Annotated in this window: 17 protein-coding genes; 5 read left to right on the top strand and 12 right to left on the bottom strand. The window is 71.7% G+C overall.

Features of this window, described 5'->3' with window-relative positions; all coding sequences use genetic code 11:
- The 8 genes from NKJ47_RS18765 to NKJ47_RS18730 all read right to left on the bottom strand — a co-directional run bounded on the left by NKJ47_RS18765 (nucleotide 1) and on the right by NKJ47_RS18730 (nucleotide 9,837).
- Nucleotides 1-1,242 carry an ABC transporter permease gene (locus NKJ47_RS18765; RefSeq protein ID WP_254459247.1) on the bottom strand — a complete coding sequence of 414 codons (1,242 nt, stop codon included), beginning with the start codon at nucleotides 1,240-1,242 and terminating at the stop codon, nucleotides 1-3.
- Nucleotides 1,239-2,549 (bottom strand): ABC transporter permease, encoded by a 1,311-nt coding sequence (locus tag NKJ47_RS18760; RefSeq protein WP_254459246.1) that lies wholly within the window; start codon nucleotides 2,547-2,549, stop codon nucleotides 1,239-1,241. Before NKJ47_RS18760 ends, NKJ47_RS18765 begins: the two co-directional genes overlap by 4 nt.
- 12 nt (nucleotides 2,550-2,561) lie before the next feature.
- On the bottom strand, nucleotides 2,562-3,776 hold the full coding sequence (locus tag NKJ47_RS18755; RefSeq protein WP_254459245.1) for an ABC transporter permease: 1,215 nt from the start codon (nucleotides 3,774-3,776) through the stop codon (nucleotides 2,562-2,564).
- A gap of 15 nt (nucleotides 3,777-3,791) precedes the next feature.
- Nucleotides 3,792-5,114, bottom strand: coding sequence for an ABC transporter permease (locus NKJ47_RS18750; RefSeq protein WP_254459244.1), 1,323 nt, complete (start codon nucleotides 5,112-5,114; stop codon nucleotides 3,792-3,794).
- A 12-nt stretch (nucleotides 5,115-5,126) separates the two neighbouring features.
- Entirely contained in the window at nucleotides 5,127-6,362 is a 1,236-nt protein-coding gene (locus NKJ47_RS18745; protein ID WP_254459243.1) for an ABC transporter permease, read from the bottom strand.
- A gap of 10 nt (nucleotides 6,363-6,372) precedes the next feature.
- On the bottom strand, nucleotides 6,373-7,701 hold the full coding sequence (locus tag NKJ47_RS18740) for an ABC transporter permease (RefSeq protein WP_254459242.1): 1,329 nt from the start codon (nucleotides 7,699-7,701) through the stop codon (nucleotides 6,373-6,375).
- Between the two features lie 13 nt (nucleotides 7,702-7,714).
- Nucleotides 7,715-8,440: an ABC transporter ATP-binding protein gene (locus tag NKJ47_RS18735; protein WP_254459241.1), complete on the bottom strand. Its 726-nt coding sequence runs from the start codon at nucleotides 8,438-8,440 to the stop codon at nucleotides 7,715-7,717.
- 128 nt (nucleotides 8,441-8,568) lie between these two features.
- Nucleotides 8,569-9,837, bottom strand: coding sequence for an efflux RND transporter periplasmic adaptor subunit (locus NKJ47_RS18730; protein WP_254459240.1), 1,269 nt, complete (start codon nucleotides 9,835-9,837; stop codon nucleotides 8,569-8,571).
- A gap of 205 nt (nucleotides 9,838-10,042) precedes the next feature.
- On the opposite strand from NKJ47_RS18730, the gene glmS reads away from it, so the two are divergent.
- The gene (glmS, locus tag NKJ47_RS18725) at nucleotides 10,043-11,875 is read left to right on the top strand and encodes a glutamine--fructose-6-phosphate transaminase (isomerizing) (RefSeq protein WP_254461473.1); all 1,833 of its coding nucleotides are present in this window, start codon (nucleotides 10,043-10,045) and stop codon (nucleotides 11,873-11,875) included.
- Nucleotides 11,876-11,962: 87 nt separating this feature from the next.
- Complete coding sequence (locus NKJ47_RS18720; RefSeq protein WP_254459239.1) at nucleotides 11,963-12,391, top strand: hypothetical protein; 429 nt, start codon at nucleotides 11,963-11,965, stop codon at nucleotides 12,389-12,391.
- On the opposite strand, the gene gloA is transcribed toward NKJ47_RS18720, so the two are convergent.
- On the bottom strand, nucleotides 12,366-12,890 hold the full coding sequence (gloA, locus tag NKJ47_RS18715; RefSeq protein WP_254459238.1) for a lactoylglutathione lyase: 525 nt from the start codon (nucleotides 12,888-12,890) through the stop codon (nucleotides 12,366-12,368). The two genes, NKJ47_RS18720 and gloA, sit on opposite strands and share 26 nt — an antisense overlap.
- Before the next feature lie 207 nt (nucleotides 12,891-13,097).
- On the opposite strand from gloA, the gene NKJ47_RS18710 reads away from it, so the two are divergent.
- On the top strand, nucleotides 13,098-13,559 hold the full coding sequence (locus NKJ47_RS18710; protein WP_254459237.1) for a hypothetical protein: 462 nt from the start codon (nucleotides 13,098-13,100) through the stop codon (nucleotides 13,557-13,559).
- 203 nt (nucleotides 13,560-13,762) lie between these two features.
- On the opposite strand, the gene NKJ47_RS18705 is transcribed toward NKJ47_RS18710, so the two are convergent.
- The 3 genes from NKJ47_RS18705 to NKJ47_RS18695 all read right to left on the bottom strand — a co-directional run bounded on the left by NKJ47_RS18705 (nucleotide 13,763) and on the right by NKJ47_RS18695 (nucleotide 17,284).
- Nucleotides 13,763-14,947, bottom strand: coding sequence for a copper resistance protein B (locus NKJ47_RS18705; protein WP_254459236.1), 1,185 nt, complete (start codon nucleotides 14,945-14,947; stop codon nucleotides 13,763-13,765).
- Nucleotides 14,944-16,761 (bottom strand): copper resistance system multicopper oxidase, encoded by a 1,818-nt coding sequence (locus NKJ47_RS18700; protein WP_254459235.1) that lies wholly within the window; start codon nucleotides 16,759-16,761, stop codon nucleotides 14,944-14,946. The genes NKJ47_RS18705 and NKJ47_RS18700 overlap by 4 nt, the downstream gene beginning before the upstream one ends.
- Nucleotides 16,762-16,882: 121 nt before the next feature.
- Complete coding sequence (locus NKJ47_RS18695; RefSeq protein ID WP_254459234.1) at nucleotides 16,883-17,284, bottom strand: CopL family metal-binding regulatory protein; 402 nt, start codon at nucleotides 17,282-17,284, stop codon at nucleotides 16,883-16,885.
- 116 nt (nucleotides 17,285-17,400) lie between these two features.
- On the opposite strand from NKJ47_RS18695, the gene NKJ47_RS18690 reads away from it, so the two are divergent.
- Both NKJ47_RS18690 and NKJ47_RS18685 read left to right on the top strand, forming a co-directional pair.
- Nucleotides 17,401-17,841: a heavy metal-responsive transcriptional regulator gene (locus tag NKJ47_RS18690; protein ID WP_254459233.1), complete on the top strand. Its 441-nt coding sequence runs from the start codon at nucleotides 17,401-17,403 to the stop codon at nucleotides 17,839-17,841.
- Nucleotides 17,838-20,276 carry a heavy metal translocating P-type ATPase gene (locus NKJ47_RS18685; RefSeq protein ID WP_254459232.1) on the top strand — a complete coding sequence of 813 codons (2,439 nt, stop codon included), beginning with the start codon at nucleotides 17,838-17,840 and terminating at the stop codon, nucleotides 20,274-20,276. The genes NKJ47_RS18690 and NKJ47_RS18685 overlap by 4 nt, the downstream gene beginning before the upstream one ends.
- Nucleotides 20,277-20,305 lie beyond the last annotated feature (29 nt).

Genomic DNA, 20,305 nt, shown 5'->3' with positions numbered 1-20,305 from the left:
TCAGGCGCTGCGGGTGGCGGTGGCGGGCGGGACGGCGGCGGCGCGCAGGGCGGGGCCAAGCACGGCGAACTGGCCGAGCAGCCAGACCGCGAGCACGCCGGTGAGGACGGTGGGCGAGGACAGCCGCTCCAGTTCGAAGCGCTGCATCAGCCACTGGTTCATGACGTAGGCGAGCAGGGCGCCGAGCACGACGCCGCCGCCGACGATCAGGAAGTTCTCGAGCTGGAAGTACTGCACGATGTCGCCGCGGGTGGCGCCGAGCGCGCGGCGGATGCCGATCTGCCGGGCGCGTTGCTGCACCCAGAAGCTGGCCAGCCCGCCGATGCCCAGCGCGGTGACGGTAAGCAGCATCAGGATGATCGCCAGCAGCATCCGCGCCACCGCACTGTCGCCCTTGAAGTAATCCGCACGCACTTCCTGCAGGGTGGCGACCTGCTGCTGCACGTAGGTGGGATTGGCGCGCTGCATCGCCGCCGCGGCGCGCGGCAGCACCTGCGCCAGTTGCCCGGGCTTGCTGCGGATCAGGTAGATGCCACCCCAGCCTTCGCTGCGGGCGGCGACTTCGGTCAGCAGCGCGTCGGCGTCGTCGTCGTGGCCGGTGATGCTGCCGCGCACCGGCGCCATCACCCCGACGATGTCCAGGCGCACCAGCTGGTTCCACAGGGTGGTGTACACCTGTCGCCCCAGCGGCGAGACGCCGGGGAACAGCTTGGCCGCCAGCGATGGCGTGATCAGCGCCGGCAGTCGTCGCTGCGCGTCGCCGCCATCGCCGAACACCGTGGCGGCGGAGGGAAGTTCGGCATCGCGCAGGTCGCGGCCGGCGACGATACGGATGCCCAGGGTCCGGTTCAGGCCCTGGCTGCCGTTGAACAGCGTCGCCCGTGCGGCCGGCTGCGTGGCCTGCGGTTGCAGGAACAGTTGCGCCCGGTTGGGGCCGGCCAGCGGCGGCGGACCGAACGCCGCCGCCTCCACGCCGGGCACCGCCTGCAGGAGGTCCAGGCTGCGGCCGACACTGCTGACGCTGCCTTGCTCGCCGATCACGCCGATGCTCTGGATCAGGCCGATGTCCTGTTCCATCACCCCGGTCGGGGTGTGCACGCGCTGGTAGGTGCGGGCGATGATGAACACCAGGTTGCACAGCACCGCCAGGGTCAGGGCGATCTGCAGGGCCATCAGCACCACCGCGGCGCGATGGCTGCCCAGCGCCGACAGAATGGGACGCACGGGAGGCAGCGCGGTCATAGCGATTTCACCTGCAGGGCGGGGGCGATGCGCGAGGCGCGCCAGGCCGGCCACAGGCCGGCGGCCAGCGTCGAGAGCGTGGCCACGGCCAGGGCGACGCCCAGGATCGCGGGGTCGGCATGGGCCTGCTGCGCGTAGGCCACCGGTTGCTGGCGCACCAGCCACAGGCCGATCCAGGTCAGCGGGATGCCGAGCAGGCCGCCCAGGCCGCCGATCAGCGCCGATTCGGCCAGGCATTGCGCGAACACCGCGCGGCGGCTGGCGCCGAGCGCGCGGCGCACGCCGATCTCGCCGGCCTTGCGCATGAACTTGGCGACCAGCAGGCCGACCGCATTGAGCAGGCACACCAGCAGCACGCCGAAGGCGATCCAGGTCTGCATGCGCACCGTGGCCGGCACCACCCGCTTGTAGTCCAGCCAGTCGACCAGGCTGCGCAGGCGGGTGTTCGGGGCGCGTTCGAAGCGGCCGAGCTGGCCTTGCTGTGCGCTGTAGGCGTCCAGCGCCGCGCGGTAGCGCCGCACCTGTTCCGGCGTGTCCAATCGCACCCAGTACTGCACCCAGGTGCATTGCGCGGCCTTGGGGTCGTGCAGGCCGGCCTCGCCGTCCTTGCCCCAGCACTGCATCGGTCCGTAGCCGTAGTCCTGCGGCAGGTCCAGCCAGGTCTCGAACGGCATGTACAGCGCTTCCGGCGGCGCGTAGGCGCCGGAGTTGAGGTCGTAGAAGCGCGGCTGCGCATCCCAGGCGTCGATCACCCCGATCACCCGGAACGGGCGGGTGGCGATGGTCAGGGTCTTGCCGACGCTGTCGGCACCGCCGAACAGCGCGTCGTTGAGCTGGCGGCTCAGCACCACCACCAGTGCGCGCTGCGTATCGTCGCGATGGCTCCAGCCGCTGCCGTAGAGGAAGCGCATGCCGAACATGCCGAACAGATCGGCCGTGGCGGCGCGGGTGGTGAGCATGCGCAAGGGGCTGTTGGGCACGGTCTGGCGCACCGGCAGCCAGTTCCCGCTGGTCATGGTCTGCGCCGGCGCCGCCTGCGCCCGGTACAGCGCGGTCGCGTCCTGCCAGGTCAACTCGTCCGGCGGCTCGGGGGCGGCACTGGGCAGGTTGCGCGGACGCGGATCCAGCTGCGGGTGGAACAGCGTGGCGCTGTGCCCGGGCAAGGGATCGCCGGAGAGTGTGTGCAGCACCGTCAGCATGGTCATCGACGCGCCGATGCCCAGCGCCACGGCCAGCACCATCAGCGCGGTGAGGATGCGGTTGCGGCCGAAGCTGCGCAGCGCGAGGCGTAGGTAGTAAGCGAGCATGCGGACTCCGGCTCAGGCGCTGCGGGTGGCGATGGCGGGAGCGACCGCGGCGGCGCGCAGGGCCGGGCCGAGCACGGCGAGCTGGCCGAGCGCGCACAGCAGCAGCGCGCCCACCGGCAGGTAGCTGGCCGGCAACCGCTCCAGTTCGAACACGTGCATCAGCAGCACGTTGCCGCCGTAGGCCAACACCATGCCCAGCGCCACGCCGGCGCCGACGATGAGCAGGTTCTCGGTCTGGAAGTAGCGCAGGATGTCGCGGCGGGTGGCGCCGAGCGCACGGCGGATGCCGATCTGCTTGGTGCGCTGCTGCACCCAGAAGCTGGCCAGGCCGACGATGCCCAGCGCGGTGACCAGCAGCATCGCAACGATGACGGCGACCATCAGCCCGGTCATCGCCCGGTCGCTCTGGAAGTACGTCTGGCGCAGGTCGCTCAGCGGCTCGCTGTAGGCGTTGTCCATCACCGCTTCGGGGACCGCCCGCGCCACCGCCGCGCGCGCCGCGGCGACGATCCGCGGCAGTTCGCGCGGATCGGCGCGCAGCACGTAGACCCCGGATTGCGCCGTCTCGCGCACCGGCACCACCACCGACCAGTCGCTGCCGATCACCCCATCCTCGCTGCGGCCGGGATCGGGGCGTGCCAGGTGGGCGAGCGTGCCGATCACGCGGAAATGGCCGCCGGCCCAGAACTCCTGGCCCAGCGGGTCCTGGCCCGGCCACAGGTGTTCGGCCAGCGCCCGCGTGATCCACACGCTGGTGGCGGTGGGAATGCCGTTTTCGATGGTCTGGTAGTCGGCGTCGCCGAACGCGCGGCCGCTGTCCGGCGTCAGCGCCAGCGCGGCCACCGCACCCGGATCGACCATGTAGAAATGCGGTACGCCGCCGACCTGCCGGCAATCCCGATCCAGGCACAGGCCGCTGTTGTAGACCGGCGGCGCGAAAGGAAGCGTGTTGACGGTTCCGGCGGCGCGCACGCCGGGAATCCGGCGGATGGCATCGAGCGCGCGGGCATTGAGATCGGTGGCGTTGCAGTCGTCGCAACTGGCCAGGCTCACCAGCCCCAGCGCCGATTCGTCGATGCCGCTGCGCAGATGCACCAGGTCCAGCCGGTTGCCGATCAGGAAGAAGGCGTTGCACAGCACGGCGCAGGCCAGCGCCACTTCCAGCGCGATCAGCGTCGCGGCGATGCGGTGGCGCGATAGCGCGCTGAGGATGGGGGCGATCTGCATCGTCGTGGTGTCCGGTTACAGGCTCTTCAACTGCAGGGCTGGCGCGATGCGGCTGGCGCGCAGGGCGGGGAACAGGCCGGCCGCGAGGCTGCAGGCGATCGCCAGCGTGAAGGTGCCGGCGAAGGTGGTCAGGTCCAGATGCGCCAGATCGGCGTAGGCGGTCGGCTGCTGGCGCACGCTCCACAAGCCCAGCAGGGTCAGCAGCCAGCCGCCGATGCCGCCGACCAGCCCGATCACCGCCGCCTCGGCCAGGCACTGCGCGAAGATCGCGCGGCGCGACGCGCCCAGCGCGCGGCGCACGCCGATCTCGCCGCCGCGGCGCAGGAACTTGGCCAGCAGCAGGCCGACGCTGTTGAACAGGCACAGGCCCAGGAACGCCAGCGCCAGCCAGCTCTGCAGGCGCACGTCGCCCGGCACCACGCGGTTGTGGTCCAGCCATTGCGGCAGCGACAGCAGGCGCGCGGTGTCGGCGCGGCCGATGCGTCCGGCCGCGTGCTGCTGCGCGGCGTAGTCGGCCAGCAGCCGGCGGTAGTCGGCGACCTTGGCCGGCGTGTCCAACTGCACCCACAACTGCAGCCACACGCAGGGGGCGCTGCGCAGGTCCAGGGTGGCCTCGGGCTTGCCGAAGCAGGTCCACGGCTGGATGTGGCCGTCGTTGACCTCCAGGCTGCTGGACAGCGGCATGAACACGTCCTGCGGCCGTCCGTAGAAACTGGCGGTGTCGCCATGGGCGAAGCTGCCGCCGGCCAGCGTGTAGAACAGCGGCGACGGCCGCCACGGCGCCAGCACGCCGACGACGCGCACCGCGGTGCCGCGCACCAGCAGCGTGCGGCCGACACTGTTGCGGCCGCCGAACAGCTTGGCGTTGAGATCGGACGAGATCACCGCCACCCGTGCCCGGTCCTGGTCGTCGCGTGCGCGCCAGCCGCTGCCGTAGGCGAACGGCACCTGGAACATCGGGAAGAAGTCGGCCTGGGTCATCAGCAACTGGGTCATGAAGGGCGCGGCGGCGCTGTCCGGCGCGTGCACCTTGATCTGGCTCTCGGCGACCATGGCCTGGCGATCGGCGCGCCCGCTGTTCCACAGGTCCATGGCCGAGGGGTAGTCGAGCTTGTCGTACGGCTTCTGGTTGGCGCGGTTGCCCGGGCGCGGATCGAGCTGCGCGAAGAAGATCTGCTGGCTGCGCCCGGGCAACGGATCGCCGGACAGCAGCCGCATCACCGTCAGCGTGGTCATCGCCGCGCCGATGCCCACCGCGATGGACAACACCATCAGCGCGGTCAGCACCGGGCTGCGGCGCAGGCTGCGTACTGCCAGTTGGATGTAGTAACGGAACATGGGGTCCTTGGCTCAGGCGCTGCGGGTGGCGGTGGCAGGCGGGATCGCGGCGGCGCGGCGCGCCGGCGACAACACCGCGCATTGGCCGAGCAGCAACAGGGAGAGCAAGCCGATCGGCAGGCACGCGGCGGGCAGCCGCGACAGTTCGTAGTGCTGCATCAACCAGAGATTGGCGATGTAGGCCAAGGGCATGCCCAGGACCACGCCGCTGCCGATGACCATCAGGTTTTCCAGCAGGAAATGCCGCAGGATCTGGCCGCGGCTGGCGCCCAGGGCACGGCGTATGCCGATCTGCCGGGTCCGCTGCTGGATCCAGAAGCCGCTGAGACTGGCGATGCCGATCAGGGTGATGAGGGTGACCACCGCACTGACCGTGCCGAACAGCCACACTGCCGCGCGGCGCGGCTGGAGCCGTTCGTTGCGCTGGGACTCGTAGTCGTTCGCACGGATCGTGATCCCGCGCAGCAGCGCGTCGCCGAACAGGTGTTGCAGACGCTGCGGGATCTCGGCCATCACGGCCGCGCGTCGCTCCGGCGCGGTCCTCACCGCGTAGGTCAGGATCGGCGTCCCGGTGACCGTGCCCGCCGTCAGCATCGTGTACTCGGCCTTGCCGTCGTCCAGCGCGTCGAGCTGGTAGCGCAGCAGGTGGCGGACGATGCCGACCACGACGAAACGTCTGGTCGCGTTCGCCTGTCCGTCGGTGAGTACCCCGCCCAGGGCCGGGCGCGAGCCGAACAGCCGCTGTGCCAGCGCCTGGGTGAGGATGACCGCGGTGGTACGGTCGGGCGCGGTCGCGGCGGGCAGGTCGCCGACCCGCATTTCGTCGGCGCTGAAGTTGCGTCCGGCCACCAGGTCCAGGCCCAGCGCACCGATCAGGTCGTCGCCGACCAGCAGGCTCACGCGCTCGGTCGCCGCAGGGCCGGCGACGCGGCCGACCATGATCATGGAGGAACTCATCGGCAGGCCGATCGTCGGCGAGACCGCGGTGACCCCGGGGATGCGTCGCAGCGTGTCGGTACCGACGCGGATCTGCGGCGCTTTCCAGCCGCCTTGGCCATTGATCACCTGGTCGACCAGGATCACCTCATCGTGGGCGATGCCGTCCGGGATCAGCATCGGTGCCAGCTTCTGCCACAGCAGGAACAGCACGTTGGTCAGGATCGCGCAGGCCAGGATGGTCTGCACGATCACCAGCAGCGGCATCAGCGGATGCCGCAGCAGGGGCGAGAGGTAGGGGCGCAGTGACATCGGCAGGCCCTCAGAGGCTTTTCACTTGCAGCGCCGGTTGCAGCAACGCTGCGCGCCACGCCGGGAGCAGACCCACCAGCAGGCCGGTGCCGATCGCCAGCAACACCATCGCCAGGAACAGGCTGGGCTGGAAGTGCGCCAGGTCGCTGTAGTCCTGCGCCTGCATGCGCACGATCCACAGGCCGAACAGCGTGGCCGGCAATGCCAGCACGCCGCCCAACAGGCCGATCGCCCCGGCTTCGGTCAGGCAGCGGACGAACACCGCCGCGCGCGGGGCGCCCAGCACCCGGTGCACGCCGAGTTCGGCGGAGCGGCGCAGGAAACGTGCGGCCAGCAGGCCGGCGACATTGACGATGCACAGCCCGAGCAGCGCGATCGCCAGCCAGACGTTCAGGCGCACGCTGTCCGGGACCACGCGGTTGCGCGCAAGCCAGTCGGCCACGCCGTACACGGTTGCTTGCGGCGCGCGCTGGAACACGCCATCGGCATGGCGCGCTTGCGCGAACGCGGACAGCGCATCGCGGTAGGCATTCACCTGCATGGGGGTGGACAACTGCGCCCAGAGCATCATCCAGCGGCAGGCGCCGAGGTCGAGTTCGTTGAAGCGCACGCCGGCGCGGCCGGTGTCGTCGCAGTCCTGGGCGAATGCCGGCTTGGCGTCCGCGTCCAGGGCCGCCCGTGCCGGAACGAACACCTCCAGCGGATTCTGCTGCCATGCCGTTTCCGGCCCATTGAGGAAGTAGAAGGCCGGGCGCGGTTTCCAGTCGTCGCTGATGCCGACGACCTGGAACAGATGATTGCCCAGCCGGATCTGCTGGCCGACGCCGTTCTCGCTACCCAGCAGCTTCAGGCTGAGCGCGTGACTGATGATGGCCACCGGCGCACGGTTGCGTTCTTCCGCGTCTGTCCAGTAGCGGCCGGACCGCAGCGGCAGGCCGAACAGCGCCGGCATCGGTCCCAGCGCGCTGATCGCGTAGACCTGCTGGTGGCGCGTACCTGCCTGGTCGCTGACGTCGAACGTGCTCAGCGTCAGCGCCGCCTGCCGCACCTGCGGCAGCGTGGCCATGAAGGCCGTGGCATCGTCCAGCTTCCACAGCGCCGGCGGCGACGCGCCCGCGTCGGGGTCGTCCTGGCGGGCGATCTGCCGCGAGTCCACCCAGCCCAGGTACAGCTGCTGGCTGAGGCCGGGCAGCGGATCGGCGGACAGCATCGCCTGCAGGGTCAGCATCGTCATCACCGATGCCAGGCCCAGGGCGAGAGTGAGCACGGCGAGCAGCACCGTGCGCGGATGCCGGCGCATCCCACTCAATCCCAGTTCCACGGCATACGGCAGCGACATGGCAGGGCCCGTCTCAGCGGCCGTCGGCGGCGGACGGCAGCGTCGCAGCGCCCTGCGCCAGCGCCGGTTCGCGCTGCAGGTCGGTGGCCTGGCCGTCGACGATGTGCACGTTGCGCTGGGCGCGCGCGGCCAGTTCCGGGTCGTGGGTGACCATGACGATGGTCGAGCCCTGCGCGTTGATCTCCTCCAGCAGTTCCATCACCCCGCGCGCCATCTGCGAGTCGAGGTTGCCGGTCGGTTCGTCGGCCAGCAGCAGGCGCGGGCTGCCGGCCAGGGCGCGGGCGATCGCCGCGCGCTGCTGCTGGCCGCCGGACAGTTCGGACGGATAGTGCTTCATGCGCGAACCCAGCCCGACCCGGCTCAGCGCCTCCTCGATGCGCTGCTTGCGCTCGGCCGCGCCCATGCCGCGGTAGCGCAGCGGCACGTCGACGTTGTCGAACAGGTTGAGGTCGGGAATCAGGTTGAAGCCCTGGAAGATGAAGCCGATCTTCTGGTTGCGCATGCGCGAGCGCGCATCGTCGTTGAGGTTGCTGACGTCCTGGCCATCGAGCAGGTACTGGCCGCTGGTGAAGGTCTCCAGCAACCCGGCGATGTTGAGGAAGGTGGTCTTGCCCGAACCTGACGGCCCGGTGACGGCGACGAACTCGCCCTCGCGGACATGCAGGTCCAGCGAGCGCAACGCATGCGTCTCGACCTGTTCGGTGCGGAAGACCTTGGAGACGGCGCGCATTTCGAGCATGGCATGAGTTCCTGTGGTGGTGGAGCGGGGATTGGGGATTGGGGATGTCGGGATTCGAAAGCGGTGGCCAGGAAAGGAAAACGAGAGGGGCTTGCGCATCCCCATTCCCGATTCCCCAATCCCGGCTCCTAATGCACCGTGACCTGCGGCGCATCGCCGAACAGATCGCTGCCGGAGACCACCACCCGGTCGCCCGGCTGCAGGCCCGAGCGCACTTCGACTTCGCCCAGGCTGGTGACGCCCAGTTCGACCGGGCGGCGCACCGCCGAGTCGCCGTCCATGACGTAGGCGTAGCGGCCGCCGGACTGTTCGACGAACGGGCCGCGCTCGAGCTTGAGCACGTTCTTGCGGGTGTCCAGCAGCACCCGCGCGCTCATGCGCTGGCTCTGGCGCAGGCCCGGCGGCTGCTTGTCGGTGAAGCGGATGCGCGCGGTGACCTCGCCGTTGACCACTTCCGGCGACACCGCCGAGATCGCCCCGGCGAACGGTTCGCCGGCGCCGCTGGTCAACTGCGCCGGCATGCCGATCGCCAGGTCGCGGGCGAAGCTTTCCGGCACCTTGATCTCCAGTTCGAACTTGGACAGGTCGACCACGCTGAGCACCGGCGCGTTGGCGGCGACGTTGGTGTGCTGCGAGACCTGCACCTGGCCGACCTGGCCATCGAACGGCGAGCGCAGGGTCAGCAGGTCGACCTGGCGCTGCACCTCGGCCACCACCGCGCGCTGGCGCTCGGCGAGCAGGCGCTTGTTGCGCGCGTCCAGCGCCGCGCCCTGCGCCTGCAGGCCCGAATCCTTCTGCGCGTGGCTCATCGCGATGTCGGCCTTCTTCAGCGTGTCCTGGGCCTTGGCCAGCTCCACCTGCGGCACCGCGCCGCCGGCGTAGCCGCGCTGGTAGCGCTCCAGGTCGCGGCTGGCGGCCTGGCGCTCGATCTGCGCCTGGTCGATCAGCTTGCTGGCGTTGGCACGGGCCAGGGTCGCGTCCAGGTCGGCGCGGCCGGCCTCCGCTTCCAGGCCGGCCAGGGTGGCCTCTTCCTGGGCCAGCTTGCTGCGCAGCTCCGGGCTGTCGATCTCGGCCAGTTCCTGGCCCTGCTTGACCACGTCGCCGGCGACCACCTTCAGGGTCACGGTGCCGCCGGAGATGGCGTACAGGGTGGGGCTGTTGGCGGCGATCAGGCGGCCGTCGGCGGAGATGTCGCGGACCAGGTCGCCGCGGGTCACCGTGGCGATGCGCACGCGCTGCGCGTCGAACGAGCGGCTGCCGGCGATCCAGCCGCGGGCGGCGAAGGCGATGCCCAGCAGCACCAGTGCGGCGATCAGCCCGGGCCACAGCCAGCGGCGCCAGGCCGCGGAGCGGGGGCGGGCGAGAACCTGGTCCTGGGCGGAGGTGTCACGGATCATCGTCGGGTCGCAGCGGTGAGGACGGAAACTCCAAAGCACGCGGCGTGCCAATTGCAAGCCATTGAATTGCATGGAAGTGGCCGGCGCGGACAGGTGTCCGGGTGTCCGCGGACACGTTCGCGGACACCGTGTCCGGCAGCGGACAGCGGCGAGACATTCAGCGGACTTGGCTAGAATGGCGGACTTTTCGGCGAAGGGCGTGGCTATGTGCGGTATCGTCGGTGCGATCGCGGATCGCGATGTGGTTCCGGTCCTGATCGAAGGGCTGAAACGCCTGGAATACCGGGGCTACGACTCGGCCGGCATCGCCGCCATCGCCGACGGCCAGGTACGCCGCGTGCGCCGCACCGGCCGCGTGGCGGAGACCGAAAGCGCCGCGCTGGCCGAGGGCCTGCACGCGCCGCTGGGCATCGGCCACACCCGCTGGGCCACCCATGGCGGCGTCACCGAGGCCAACGCGCACCCGCACGTCAGCCACGGCGACCTGGCCCTGGTCCACAACGGCATCATCGAGAACCACGAACAGCAGCGCGAGCGCCTGACCGCGCTGGGCTACGTGTTCGAGTCGCAGACCGACACCGAGGTCATCGCCCATCTGATCCACCACTACATCGCCCAGGGCCGCGACCTGCTCGGCGCGCTGCAGGCGGCGGTGAAGGAACTGACCGGCGCCTACGCCGTGGCCGCGGTGAGCAAGGCGCGTCCGGACGTGCTGGTGTGCGCGCGGATGGGCTGTCCGCTGCTGATCGGCCTGGGCGAGGGCGAGAACTTCATCGCCTCCGACGTCTCGGCGGTGATCCAGGCCACGCGCCGGGTGATCTTCCTGGAGGAAGGCGATACCGCCGAGCTGCGCCGCGACGGCGTGCAGGTGTACGACGCGCAGGACCAGCCGGTGCAGCGCGAGCCGCACGTGTCCGACGTGTCGCTGGCCTCGCTGGAACTGGGCCCGTACCGCCACTTCATGCAGAAGGAGATCCACGAGCAGCCGCGCGCGCTGGCCGACACGCTGGAAGCGCTGTTCGATGCCGGCGGGTTCGACACTGCGCTGTTCGGCAGCAAGGCCGAGGCGCTGCTGGCCGACGTGGACGGGGTGCAGATCCTGGCCTGCGGCACCAGCTACTACGCCGGGCTGACCGCGCGCTACTGGATCGAGGGCATCGCCGGGCTGCCGTGCAGCGTGGAGATTGCCAGCGAGTACCGCTACCGCGACGCCTGCGCCAATCCGCGGCAGCTGATCGTGACCATCTCCCAGTCCGGCGAAACCCTGGACACGATGGAGGCGCTCAAGTACGCCAAGGCGCTGGGCCATGCCAAGACCCTGTCGATCTGCAACGTACCCGAGAGCGCGATCCCGCGCGCCAGCGCGATGGTGCTGTACACCCGCGCCGGCGCCGAGGTCGGGGTGGCCTCGACCAAGGCCTTCACCACCCAGCTGGCGGCGCTGTTCCAGCTCACCTGCGTGCTGGCCAAGCGCCGCGGGCGGCTCAGCGCCGAGCAGGAGGCCGACTACCTGGAACAACTGCGCTACCTGCCCGGCAGCGTGCAGCACGTGCTCAACCTGGAGCCGCAGATCGCGGTGTGGGCCGAGCGCTTCGCCGACAAGCACAATGCGCTGTTCCTGGGCCGCGGCCTGCACTACCCGATCGCCCTGGAAGGCGCGCTCAAGCTCAAGGAGATCACCTACATCCACGCCGAGGGCTATCCGGCCGGCGAGCTCAAGCACGGCCCGCTGGCGCTGGTCGACGCCACCATGCCGGTGGTGGTGATCGCGCCCAACGACACCTTGCTGGAGAAGGTGAAGTCGAACATGCAGGAAGTGCGCGCGCGCGGCGGCGAACTGTTCGTCTTCGCCGACCAGGACAGTAATTTCGTCGAATCCGAGGGCGTGCACGTGATCCGCACGCCGCGTCACGCCGGCGTGCTCAGCCCGGTGCTGCACACCGTGCCGGTGCAGTTGCTGGCCTACCACACCGCGCTGGCGCGCGGCACCGACGTGGACAAGCCGCGCAACCTGGCCAAGTCGGTGACGGTGGAGTAAGCGCGTCCAGGCGCGTTCGGCGCGCGCCAGCGACGGCCGGCGTGCACGGGCCGTCATGTCGGTGCGAGGCGCAGGCAGTGCGCCGTTGTGGCGACTTCCGCCGCCGTGCAGCTGGGGGCGTCGCCGCTTGCGGCGCGGCCGCTGCGCGCGGGCGGCACACGCATGCGCGTGCGAAGGCGTACCCGCCGCGCCGGCAGCGGTGCGCGGATCGGGGTTCTGCCGGACGGCCAGGCGTGTGCGATCGACGTCAAGATGCCGCGTGCCGGCCTGGGCGATCGCGACACGGTCGATCCGTTGGTGATCGACACCGCCTGCGATCGGAAGCATTCCGGCGTCGCCGGTCTGGTCTGCCCGCTCCGCAATCGGGCTGGGCGGCTGCGCAACCCGGCGGTATGCAAGATGCCGCAAGCCGGCGGCCTGGGCGTACAGGCGGCGATGGCGGACCAACCGCGGCAATGCCGCAGTTCGCCGCCATCGCCGCGCACGGCACTCAGTCGCTGGAGGTGTTGGAGATGATCTCCACCCAGTAGCCGTCCGGGTCCTTGATGAAGGCGATGTTGCGCATGCGCCCGTCGCTCAGGCGCTTCTGGAACGGCACCTGCAGCGCCTCGAAGCGCGCGCAGGCCGCTTGCAGGTCCGGTACCGACACGCACAGGTGGCCGAAGCCGCGCGGCTCGCTGTTGCCGTCGTGATACACCGGTCCGTCCTGCAGCTCGCTGCCGTGGTTGTGGGTCAGTTCCAGCACGCCGGGCAGGCCGGCCATCCACACCTGCCGTTGCGCCGGGTCCGCCGGCACCGGCACCGTCGGCGGCAGCAGCGCCAGGAAGTACAGGCTGAACTGCGCCTCGGGGAACGCACGGTGGTCGATCGGGCGGAAGCCGAGCACGCGTGTGTAGAAATCCAGCGAACGGGCGATGTCCTTCACCCGCAACATGGTGTGGTTGAACACGAAGCCGGTGGTCTCGGCGGGCGGCGCGGAAACGCCGGGCAGATGGTCGAACGAGGTGGTGGGCATGAGGGGTCTCGCGTGGGGGAGGTGCCGCGGCACGTGGTTGCCGGCAATTCTAACGGCGGCGGCGTAGCGGCCGATGTGGAGAGCCGTCGGCGCGCTGCGAGATCCGTGCCGATCCGCCGGTTGGCAGACGCGCCGTCGGTCTGCCAACGCAGCGGCACGGCGCGTGCATAAGATTTCGGCGAGGGTTCCCACGACGCAGGAGGACGCATGTACGAGTCTTTCAGACAGGGGGCGCCGGCCGAGCTGTGGCAGGCGTTGGTGCACGAGGCCGGGCAGCGCCTGGGCCGGCCGCTGGACGAATCGCGCGAGCACTATCTGGTGTTCGTGCTGCTGCGCTACCAGCGCGACGCGCAGTTGCTGGCGCGCATCCAGGCGCTGGCCTGGCTGCATGCGCAGGACCAGGTCGGACGCGCGCGCGCCGACGCCTTGCGCGAGGTCGGCGACGGCTGCCTGCTGATCGCTGGGCTGTTTCCCGGCGTGGCGGCGCGGCGCCGGGTCAGCGTGGACTACTTCATCGACCTCGGCCGCGGCGCCTATGCCGAAGTCGCCGAGACCCGGGCCAGCGACGCGGGGCTGTTCGCGCAGCTGGCGCGCAGCTATCGCGAACTGGTGACCACTCTGGGCGCGCTGCGGCCGCCACGACGCGAGGTGGCGGCGCTGCAGGCGTAAGCCGGTAGCGGCGCACAGCGGCTGCGGCGGCGCCGCCTTGTACTTTCGCAGGCGCGCGCCCTGCCTGTAGGAGCGGCTTCAGCCGCGACGGGCTTTCCCGGGGATGCCTGTCGCGGCTGAAGCCACTCCTACAGATGACGACGTCCGTGTGCAGTGCCTGGAAGCGCGGCGGCACATCCTTCGCGCTGCCGTTCGCCCGCGGCTCAGAACCAGAACCGCAGGCCCGCGACCCAGCGCGTTTCGCGTACCGCCTCGCCGGCGGCGCGGCGCGCGTCGGCGGTGCCGCCGAAGTTACGGACGTGGTCCACGCCGACGTAGGGTGCGAAGCGGCGAGTGACCTCGTAGCGCAGGCGCAGCCCGCCCTCCACTGCGGTCAGGCCGCTGCCGGTGCGGTGCGCCGGATCGTCGCGCGCGGCCAGTTCCGCCTCCAGCCGAGGCTGCAGGATCAGGCGATTGGTCAGCAGCACGTCGTACTCGCCTTCCAGGTGCAGGCTGGCATGGCCGCCTTCGCCGACGTACAGCATGGCCGAGACCTCGAACTTGTACGGCGCCATGCCCTGCACGCCGAACGCCGCCGAGGTTCGTGCGCGTCCCGGTGCGAACGCCTGCTTGCCGCCGACCAGCACATCCCACCACGGCGAGATCGCGCGGCCATAGGCCAGTTCCAGCGTGGACGCGGTGGTGCGGCCGCCCTCGCGTTCGCCGTCGCTGCGCAGCCACAGCCGATCGATGTCGCCGCCGTACCAGCCGCGCGCTTCCCAGGCCTGGCCGCTGCCGTGGGCGTTGTCCCAGCCCTCCAGGCGATCGACCAGCAGGTAGCCGGTACGCGACGCGCCGTGTGCCATGCCGTGCTCGCGCAGCACCGGGAATGCCGCCGCACGGTCGGCGGAGGTGATCGGCGGGATCGGCTCGCGCGGCAGCGCCGTGTCGGCGTTCCCGGGGCACCGGCATGCGGCCGCCGCCGGCGTGGGCGCCGACGGCATCGCATGGCCCATGCCGTCGTGCGCGGCGTGCGCGTGTTCGCCGTGATCGGCCTGCGACGTCGGTGCGGCCGCGTGGTCCAGCGGGGCGTGGTCCATGTGTCCGTGCGACATGGCGTCGGCGGTCCCTGCCGCGGTCTGCGTGGGAGGTGTGCCGTGCATGGTCGGCACGGGTGCGGCATGCCCCATCGCGGCGTGGTCCAGGGTGCCGTGCATCGCCGTGACGGGCTGCGCGGCTACCCTGTTGTCCGGCATGGGCATGGGGGCAGCGGAGGCCGGGCAGGCGCAGCGCGCGGCGGATGCGTCGGCGTCGGCAGCGGGGACAGGCTGCGCATGCACCACCGCATGCGCGGACAGCAACGCCAGGCCGAGCGCCTGGGCGAGCGGAGCGAAGCGGGCGCGGCTCATGCGTCCACCCGCACTTCGCGCATCATGCCGCCGTCCATGTGGTAGAGCAGGTGGCAGTGGTAGGCCCAGCGCCCCAGCGCGTCGGCGCGCACGCGATAGCTGCGGCGCGTGCCCGGCGGCATGTCCACGGTGTGCTTGCGCACCTGGAAGCGGCCGGCCGCGTCCTCCACGTCGCTCCACATGCCGTGCAGGTGGATCGGGTGCTGCATCATCGTGTCGTTGACCAGCACGATGCGCAGGCGCTCGCCGTAGTTGAGCCGCAGCGGCTCGGCGCTGGCGAAGGGAATGCCGTCGAACGACCAGGCGAACTTCTCCATGTTGCCGGTCAGGTGCAGCTGGATCTCGCGCCCCGGCTCGCGTCCGTCCGGGTCCTCGAACAGGCTGTGCAGGTCGGCGTAGGTCAGCACGCGGCGGCCGTTGTCGCGCAGGCCGATGCCCGGGTCGTCCAGGCGTGGCGCAGTGGCGGAGGACTGCATGTCCACCAGGGGATTGCCGCGTTCGCTGCGCGGATGCGCAGGTGTGGCGGCAGCGCCGGCCGTCGCGTGCGCGGCGTGGTCCATGCCGGGCATGGCGGCCATGTGCATGTTCGCCCCGCAGCCGCCTTCCATGCCGTGCATGGCCGTGCCCGCGGCGTGGCCCATGCCGGCGTGTTCGCCCATCGCGTGGCCCATGTCCTGCATGCGCAGCAGCGGGCGCGGATCCTGCGCCGGCACCGGCGCCTGCAGCCCGTCGCGCACCGCCAGGGTGCCGCGCGCGTGGCCGGTGCGGCCCATGTCCTGGGCGAACACCGTGTAGGCGTCCTGGCCGCTGGGTTCGACCAGCACGTCGTAGGTCTCGGCCGCGGCGATGCGGAACTCGTCCACGCTCACCGGATGCACGTACTGGCCGTCGGCGGCGACCACGGTCATCTTCAGCCCGGGGATGCGCACGTCGAAGTAGCTCATGCTGGAGGCGTTGATGAAGCGCAGCAGCACCTTCTCGCCGGGACGGAACAGCCCGGTCCAGTTGCCGGCCGGGGTCATGCCGTTGAGCAGGTAGGTGTAGGTGTTGCCGTTGACGTCGGACAGGTCGCTGGGGGTCATGCGCATGCGCCCCCACATGCCGCGGTCGGCGAGGGTGGCGCGCAATCCGTCCTCGCGCGCGTCGCGCAGGAAATCGCCGACGGTGCGCTGGTACAGGTTGTCGTAGGACGGCATCTGCTTCAGCCGCCGGAACAGCGCCGCCGGGTCCAGGTCGGTCCAGTCCGACAGCAGCAGCAGGTGCTCGCGGTCGTAGCGGTACGGCGGCGGCTCGCGCGGGTCGATCACGATCGCGCCGTACAGCCCGGCCTGCTCCTGGTGCAGCGAATGGCTGTGGTACCAGTAGGTGCCGGACTGGCGCAGGGCGAAGCGGTACTGGTAGGTCTCGCCGGGATAGATGCCGTCGAAGCTCATGCCGGGCACGCCGTCCATGTTGGCCGGCAACAGCAGGCCGTGCCAGTGCACCGAGGTCTGGGTGTGGCCGGGCAGGTGGTTGGCCACGCGGATGGTCACGGTGTCGCCTTCGCGCCAGCGCAGGATCGGCGCCGGCACGCTGCCGTTGACGGCGATGGCGGGGCGCTCGCGCCCGGTGAAGTTGACCCGGGTGCTGCCGATGCGCAGGTCCAGGTCGGTGCCGTGCAGCACGTAGGGGGCGGCGCCGTTGCGCGCCAGCGCGCTGGCCTGGGCGCCGCGCAGCGGCAGCCCGGCGAGGCCGGCGGCGGCGCCCAGCGCCAGCCCGGTGACGAAGCGGCGCCGCGACGGCAGCGCCGGCAGGCCGGAAGAAGATGCGTTCATGTGCGATGTCCGGAAGCGGAGGCAATGCGCCGCGCCACGCCGATGGTGGCGCGGCAGGCGTGGACGCGGTGGCGCCTGCGCGCCGCCGCCAGGAGGCCGCCCGAGGGGCGGCCGCTCGCGCTCAGGCGCTGGGAGGACGTTCCAGCCGCGGCAGGCCGGGCGCGCCGTGCGCGGCCTGGGGAGCGGCGGCGACCAGGTGGCGGGGCATGCGCGGCAGTGCCAGCGGCATCGCCAGCAGGGCCGGCAGCGGCTGCACATGCGGGCATTGGCAGCCGGTCATGCCGCAGCCGCCGCCGTGCTTGCCGGCATGGTCGTGGCAGTGGCCGTCGTGCTCGGCCGGAGGCGCCGGCACCTGCTCGTGGCAGGGCATCGCCGCATGCGTCGGCGCCGGCGCCGCGCTGGCGGCGGCGTGCATCGAGGTGGCGTGTGCCGCCATGCCCGGCATCGCCATCGCGGTCGCGGTGCCGTTGAGCAGCAGGCTCAGGCACAGCAGCAGGCGCATCAGGACGGCGAAGGTCGGCACAGGCGGCAGCGTGGCGGCGGGAAGCGCAGAGGATACCGAAGCCGGCGTGGGCGGCAAGCGACCGCGGCACCGCAAGGCTTGACTCTGGACCCGGGTCCAGGGAGTAGGGTGTGCGCATGCGATCCGACCCCGCCACCGCCCGCTTCACCATCGGCGCACTCGCCCGCCAGGCCGACGTCGCCATCGACACCGTGCGCTACTACGAGCGCCAGGGCCTGCTGCCGCCCGCGCCGCGCCGTGCCTCCGGCTACCGCGAGTACGACGCCGCGGCGGTGCAGCGGGTGCGCTTCATCCGCCGCGCCAAGGAGCTGGGCTTCTCGCTGGAGGAGATCGGCGAGCTGCTGGCCCTGCAGGACGACCAGGTGCATGGCGTGGAAGGCATCAAGCAGCGCGCCAGCGCGCGCCTGCAGGCGCTGGACCGGCGCATCGCCGAGCTGACCGAGATGCGCCAGGCGCTGGCCGCGCTGGTCGAGGACTGCCCCGGCCACGGCGCGCCGGACGCCTGCCCGATCCTGGGCGACATCCGCGGCGCCGGCGCCGCCGACACGCCGCGATGAGCGCGACCCCGGCCACCGCCTCGCTGACCCTGCCGGTGCAGGGCATGACCTGCGCCGCCTGCGCGGCCGGCGTGGAGAAGGCGCTGCAGCGCCTGCCCGGGGTCGCGGCACAGGCCAGCTACGCCGCGGCGCGTGTGCAGGTGGACTACGACCCGCAGCAGGTGGACCTGCCGACGCTGCTGCAGCGCATCCAGCAGGCCGGCTACGCGGTGCCGACGCAGACCCTGACCCTGGAGCTGAGCGGCCTGCACTGCGCCTCCTGCGTGGCGTCGATCGACGCAGTGCTGGCGAAGACGCCGGGCGTGCTCGCCGGCCACGCCAACCTGGCCTCGGCCAAGGCGCGGGTGGAGATCGTGCCCGGCGCGGTCGCGCCGGCGGACCTGGTCGCGCGGATCGCCCACGCCGGCTTCGGCGCGCGCGTCGTCGAGGCCATGGACCCGGCGTACCTGGCCGAGCGCGAGCGCAGCGAGCGCCGCGCCTGGCGGCGCGAGTTGGGAATGTTCGCCGCGGCGGTGCTGCTGACCCTGCCGTTCTGGGGGCAGATGCTCGGCATGCTGGACGGCGACGCCCTGCGCGGCGCGCACGCCGAACCGCTGCCGCGCTGGCTGCAATTGCTGCTGGCCACGCCGGTGCAGTGCTGGATCGGCGCGCGCTTCTACCGCGCCGGCTACCGCGCGCTGCGCAACGGCAGCGCCAACATGGACGTGCTGGTCGCGCTCGGCACCGGCATGGCCTATCTGTACAGCGCCGTGGTCACCGTGGCCGGCCTGCACGGCCAGCACGTGTACTTCGAGGCCAGCACCAGCGTCATCACCCTGGTGCTGCTCGGGCGCCTGCTCGAGGCCCGCGCCAAGCGCCGCACCACCGCGGCGGTGCGCGCGCTGCTCGACCTGGCGCCGACCACCGCGCGGGTCGAGCGCGACGGTGCGACCGTGGAGGTGCCGGTGGCGGAACTGGCGGTCGGCGACGTGTTCGTGGTCGCCGCCGGCGAGCGCGTGCCGGTGGACGGCGAGGTCCTCGAGGGCCACTCCAGCGTGGACGAGGCGATGCTGTCGGGCGAGGCCATGCCGGTGGCCAAGGCGCCGGGCAGCCGCCTGCACGCGGCCACGGTCAACCAGTTGGGCCTGCTGCGCGCGCGCGCCACCGGCGTCGGCGCGGACACGCTGCTGGCGCAGATCGTGCGCATGGTCGATGCCGCGCAAGGCTCGCGGGCGCCGATCCAGCGCCTGGTCGACCGCATCGCCGCGGTGTTCGTGCCGGCGGTGCTGGGCATCGCCGCGCTCACCCTGGGCGCGACCTGGGCGCTGGGCGGCAGCTTCGCCGACGCGCTGGTGCACGCGGTGGCGGTGCTGGTGATCGCCTGCCCATGCGCGCTGGGCCTGGCCACGCCAACCGCGATCATGGTCGGCACCGGCGTCGGCGCGCGTGCCGGCATCCTGATTCGCGACGCCGAAGTGCTGGAACGCGCCCGCGCGCTGACCGCGCTGGTGGTCGACAAGACCGGCACGCTGACCCTGGGCCAGCCGCAGGTGACCGCGGTGCTGGTCGCCGACGAGGCCGGGACCGCGCCGCTGCTGCGCCTGGCCGCGGCGCTGGAGGCCGGTTCGGCGCATCCGCTGGCGCGCGCCATCGTGCAGCGCGCCGCCGACCTGGGCGTGCGCGCGGCGCTGCCGGCACCGCGCGCCGAAGCGGTGCAGACGCTGCCGGGACAGGGCGTGCGTGGCCGCGTGGACGGGCACGAGGTCGCGCTGGGGGCGCTGGCGTGGATCGACGGGCTGGCCGCTGCCCCGGCCGACGCGGCCCAGCGGCAGCGGGCCGAGGCGGCGCAGGCGCAGGGCCAGAGCGTGGTCGCGGTGGCGGTGGACGGCGCGGTCGCCGGCTATCTGGCCATTGCCGATCCGCTGCGCGAGGGCGTGGCCGAGGCGGTGGCGCGGCTGCAGGCGCGCGGCATCGCGGTGACCATGCTCAGCGGCGACAACCGCCACGCGGCGCAGGCGGTGGCCGCGCGGCTGGGCATCGCGCAGGTGCAGGCCGAGGTGCTGCCGCAGGACAAGGCCGAGCATGTGCGCCGGCTGCAGGCGCTGCCCGGCGCGCATGTCGGCATGGTCGGCGACGGCATCAACGACGCCCCGGCGCTGGCCGCGGCCGACGTCAGTTTCGCCATCGGCAGCGGCTCGGACATCGCCATCGAGGCCGCCGACGTGGTGCTGATGCACGGCGACCTGGCCGGCGTCGCCGCCGCCATCGACCTGTCCGCGGCGACGGTGCGCAAGATCCGCCAGAACCTGTTCTTCGCCTTCGTCTTCAACGGCCTGGGCATCCCGCTGGCCGCGTTCGGCCTGCTCAACCCGGTGATCGCCGGCGCGGCGATGGCGCTGAGTTCGGTCTCGGTGCTGGGCAATGCCTTGTTGCTCAATCGCTGGCGTGCGCAGTGAGCGCGGATTCGATTTCTCGACCCTGGAGC

The organism is Xanthomonas sacchari (assembly GCF_024266585.1).
Taxonomy (GTDB): domain Bacteria; phylum Pseudomonadota; class Gammaproteobacteria; order Xanthomonadales; family Xanthomonadaceae; genus Xanthomonas_A; species Xanthomonas_A sacchari_C.
The sequence above is the reverse complement of the archived record's forward strand: the minus strand, read 5'-3'. Positions and strand labels throughout refer to the sequence as shown.

What these genes read in the sequence shown, in the direction of transcription:
- NKJ47_RS18740 (WP_254459242.1), bottom strand. Translation starts at nt 7,701, where the DNA reads ATGTCGCTGCCGTATGCCGTGGAACTGGGATTGAGTGGGATGCGCCGG.
- NKJ47_RS18685 (WP_254459232.1), top strand. Translation starts at nt 17,838, where the DNA reads ATGAGCGCGACCCCGGCCACCGCCTCGCTGACCCTGCCGGTGCAGGGC.
- NKJ47_RS18700 (WP_254459235.1), bottom strand. Translation starts at nt 16,761, where the DNA reads ATGAACGCATCTTCTTCCGGCCTGCCGGCGCTGCCGTCGCGGCGCCGC.
- NKJ47_RS18705 (WP_254459236.1), bottom strand. Translation starts at nt 14,947, where the DNA reads ATGAGCCGCGCCCGCTTCGCTCCGCTCGCCCAGGCGCTCGGCCTGGCG.
- NKJ47_RS18730 (WP_254459240.1), bottom strand. Translation starts at nt 9,837, where the DNA reads ATGATCCGTGACACCTCCGCCCAGGACCAGGTTCTCGCCCGCCCCCGC.
- NKJ47_RS18690 (WP_254459233.1), top strand. Translation starts at nt 17,401, where the DNA reads ATGCGATCCGACCCCGCCACCGCCCGCTTCACCATCGGCGCACTCGCC.
- NKJ47_RS18735 (WP_254459241.1), bottom strand. Translation starts at nt 8,440, where the DNA reads ATGCTCGAAATGCGCGCCGTCTCCAAGGTCTTCCGCACCGAACAGGTC.
- gloA (WP_254459238.1), bottom strand. Translation starts at nt 12,890, where the DNA reads ATGCCCACCACCTCGTTCGACCATCTGCCCGGCGTTTCCGCGCCGCCC.
- NKJ47_RS18760 (WP_254459246.1), bottom strand. Translation starts at nt 2,549, where the DNA reads ATGCTCGCTTACTACCTACGCCTCGCGCTGCGCAGCTTCGGCCGCAAC.
- NKJ47_RS18750 (WP_254459244.1), bottom strand. Translation starts at nt 5,114, where the DNA reads ATGTTCCGTTACTACATCCAACTGGCAGTACGCAGCCTGCGCCGCAGC.
- glmS (WP_254461473.1), top strand. Translation starts at nt 10,043, where the DNA reads ATGTGCGGTATCGTCGGTGCGATCGCGGATCGCGATGTGGTTCCGGTC.
- NKJ47_RS18710 (WP_254459237.1), top strand. Translation starts at nt 13,098, where the DNA reads ATGTACGAGTCTTTCAGACAGGGGGCGCCGGCCGAGCTGTGGCAGGCG.
- NKJ47_RS18755 (WP_254459245.1), bottom strand. Translation starts at nt 3,776, where the DNA reads ATGCAGATCGCCCCCATCCTCAGCGCGCTATCGCGCCACCGCATCGCC.
- NKJ47_RS18765 (WP_254459247.1), bottom strand. Translation starts at nt 1,242, where the DNA reads ATGACCGCGCTGCCTCCCGTGCGTCCCATTCTGTCGGCGCTGGGCAGC.
- NKJ47_RS18745 (WP_254459243.1), bottom strand. Translation starts at nt 6,362, where the DNA reads ATGTCACTGCGCCCCTACCTCTCGCCCCTGCTGCGGCATCCGCTGATG.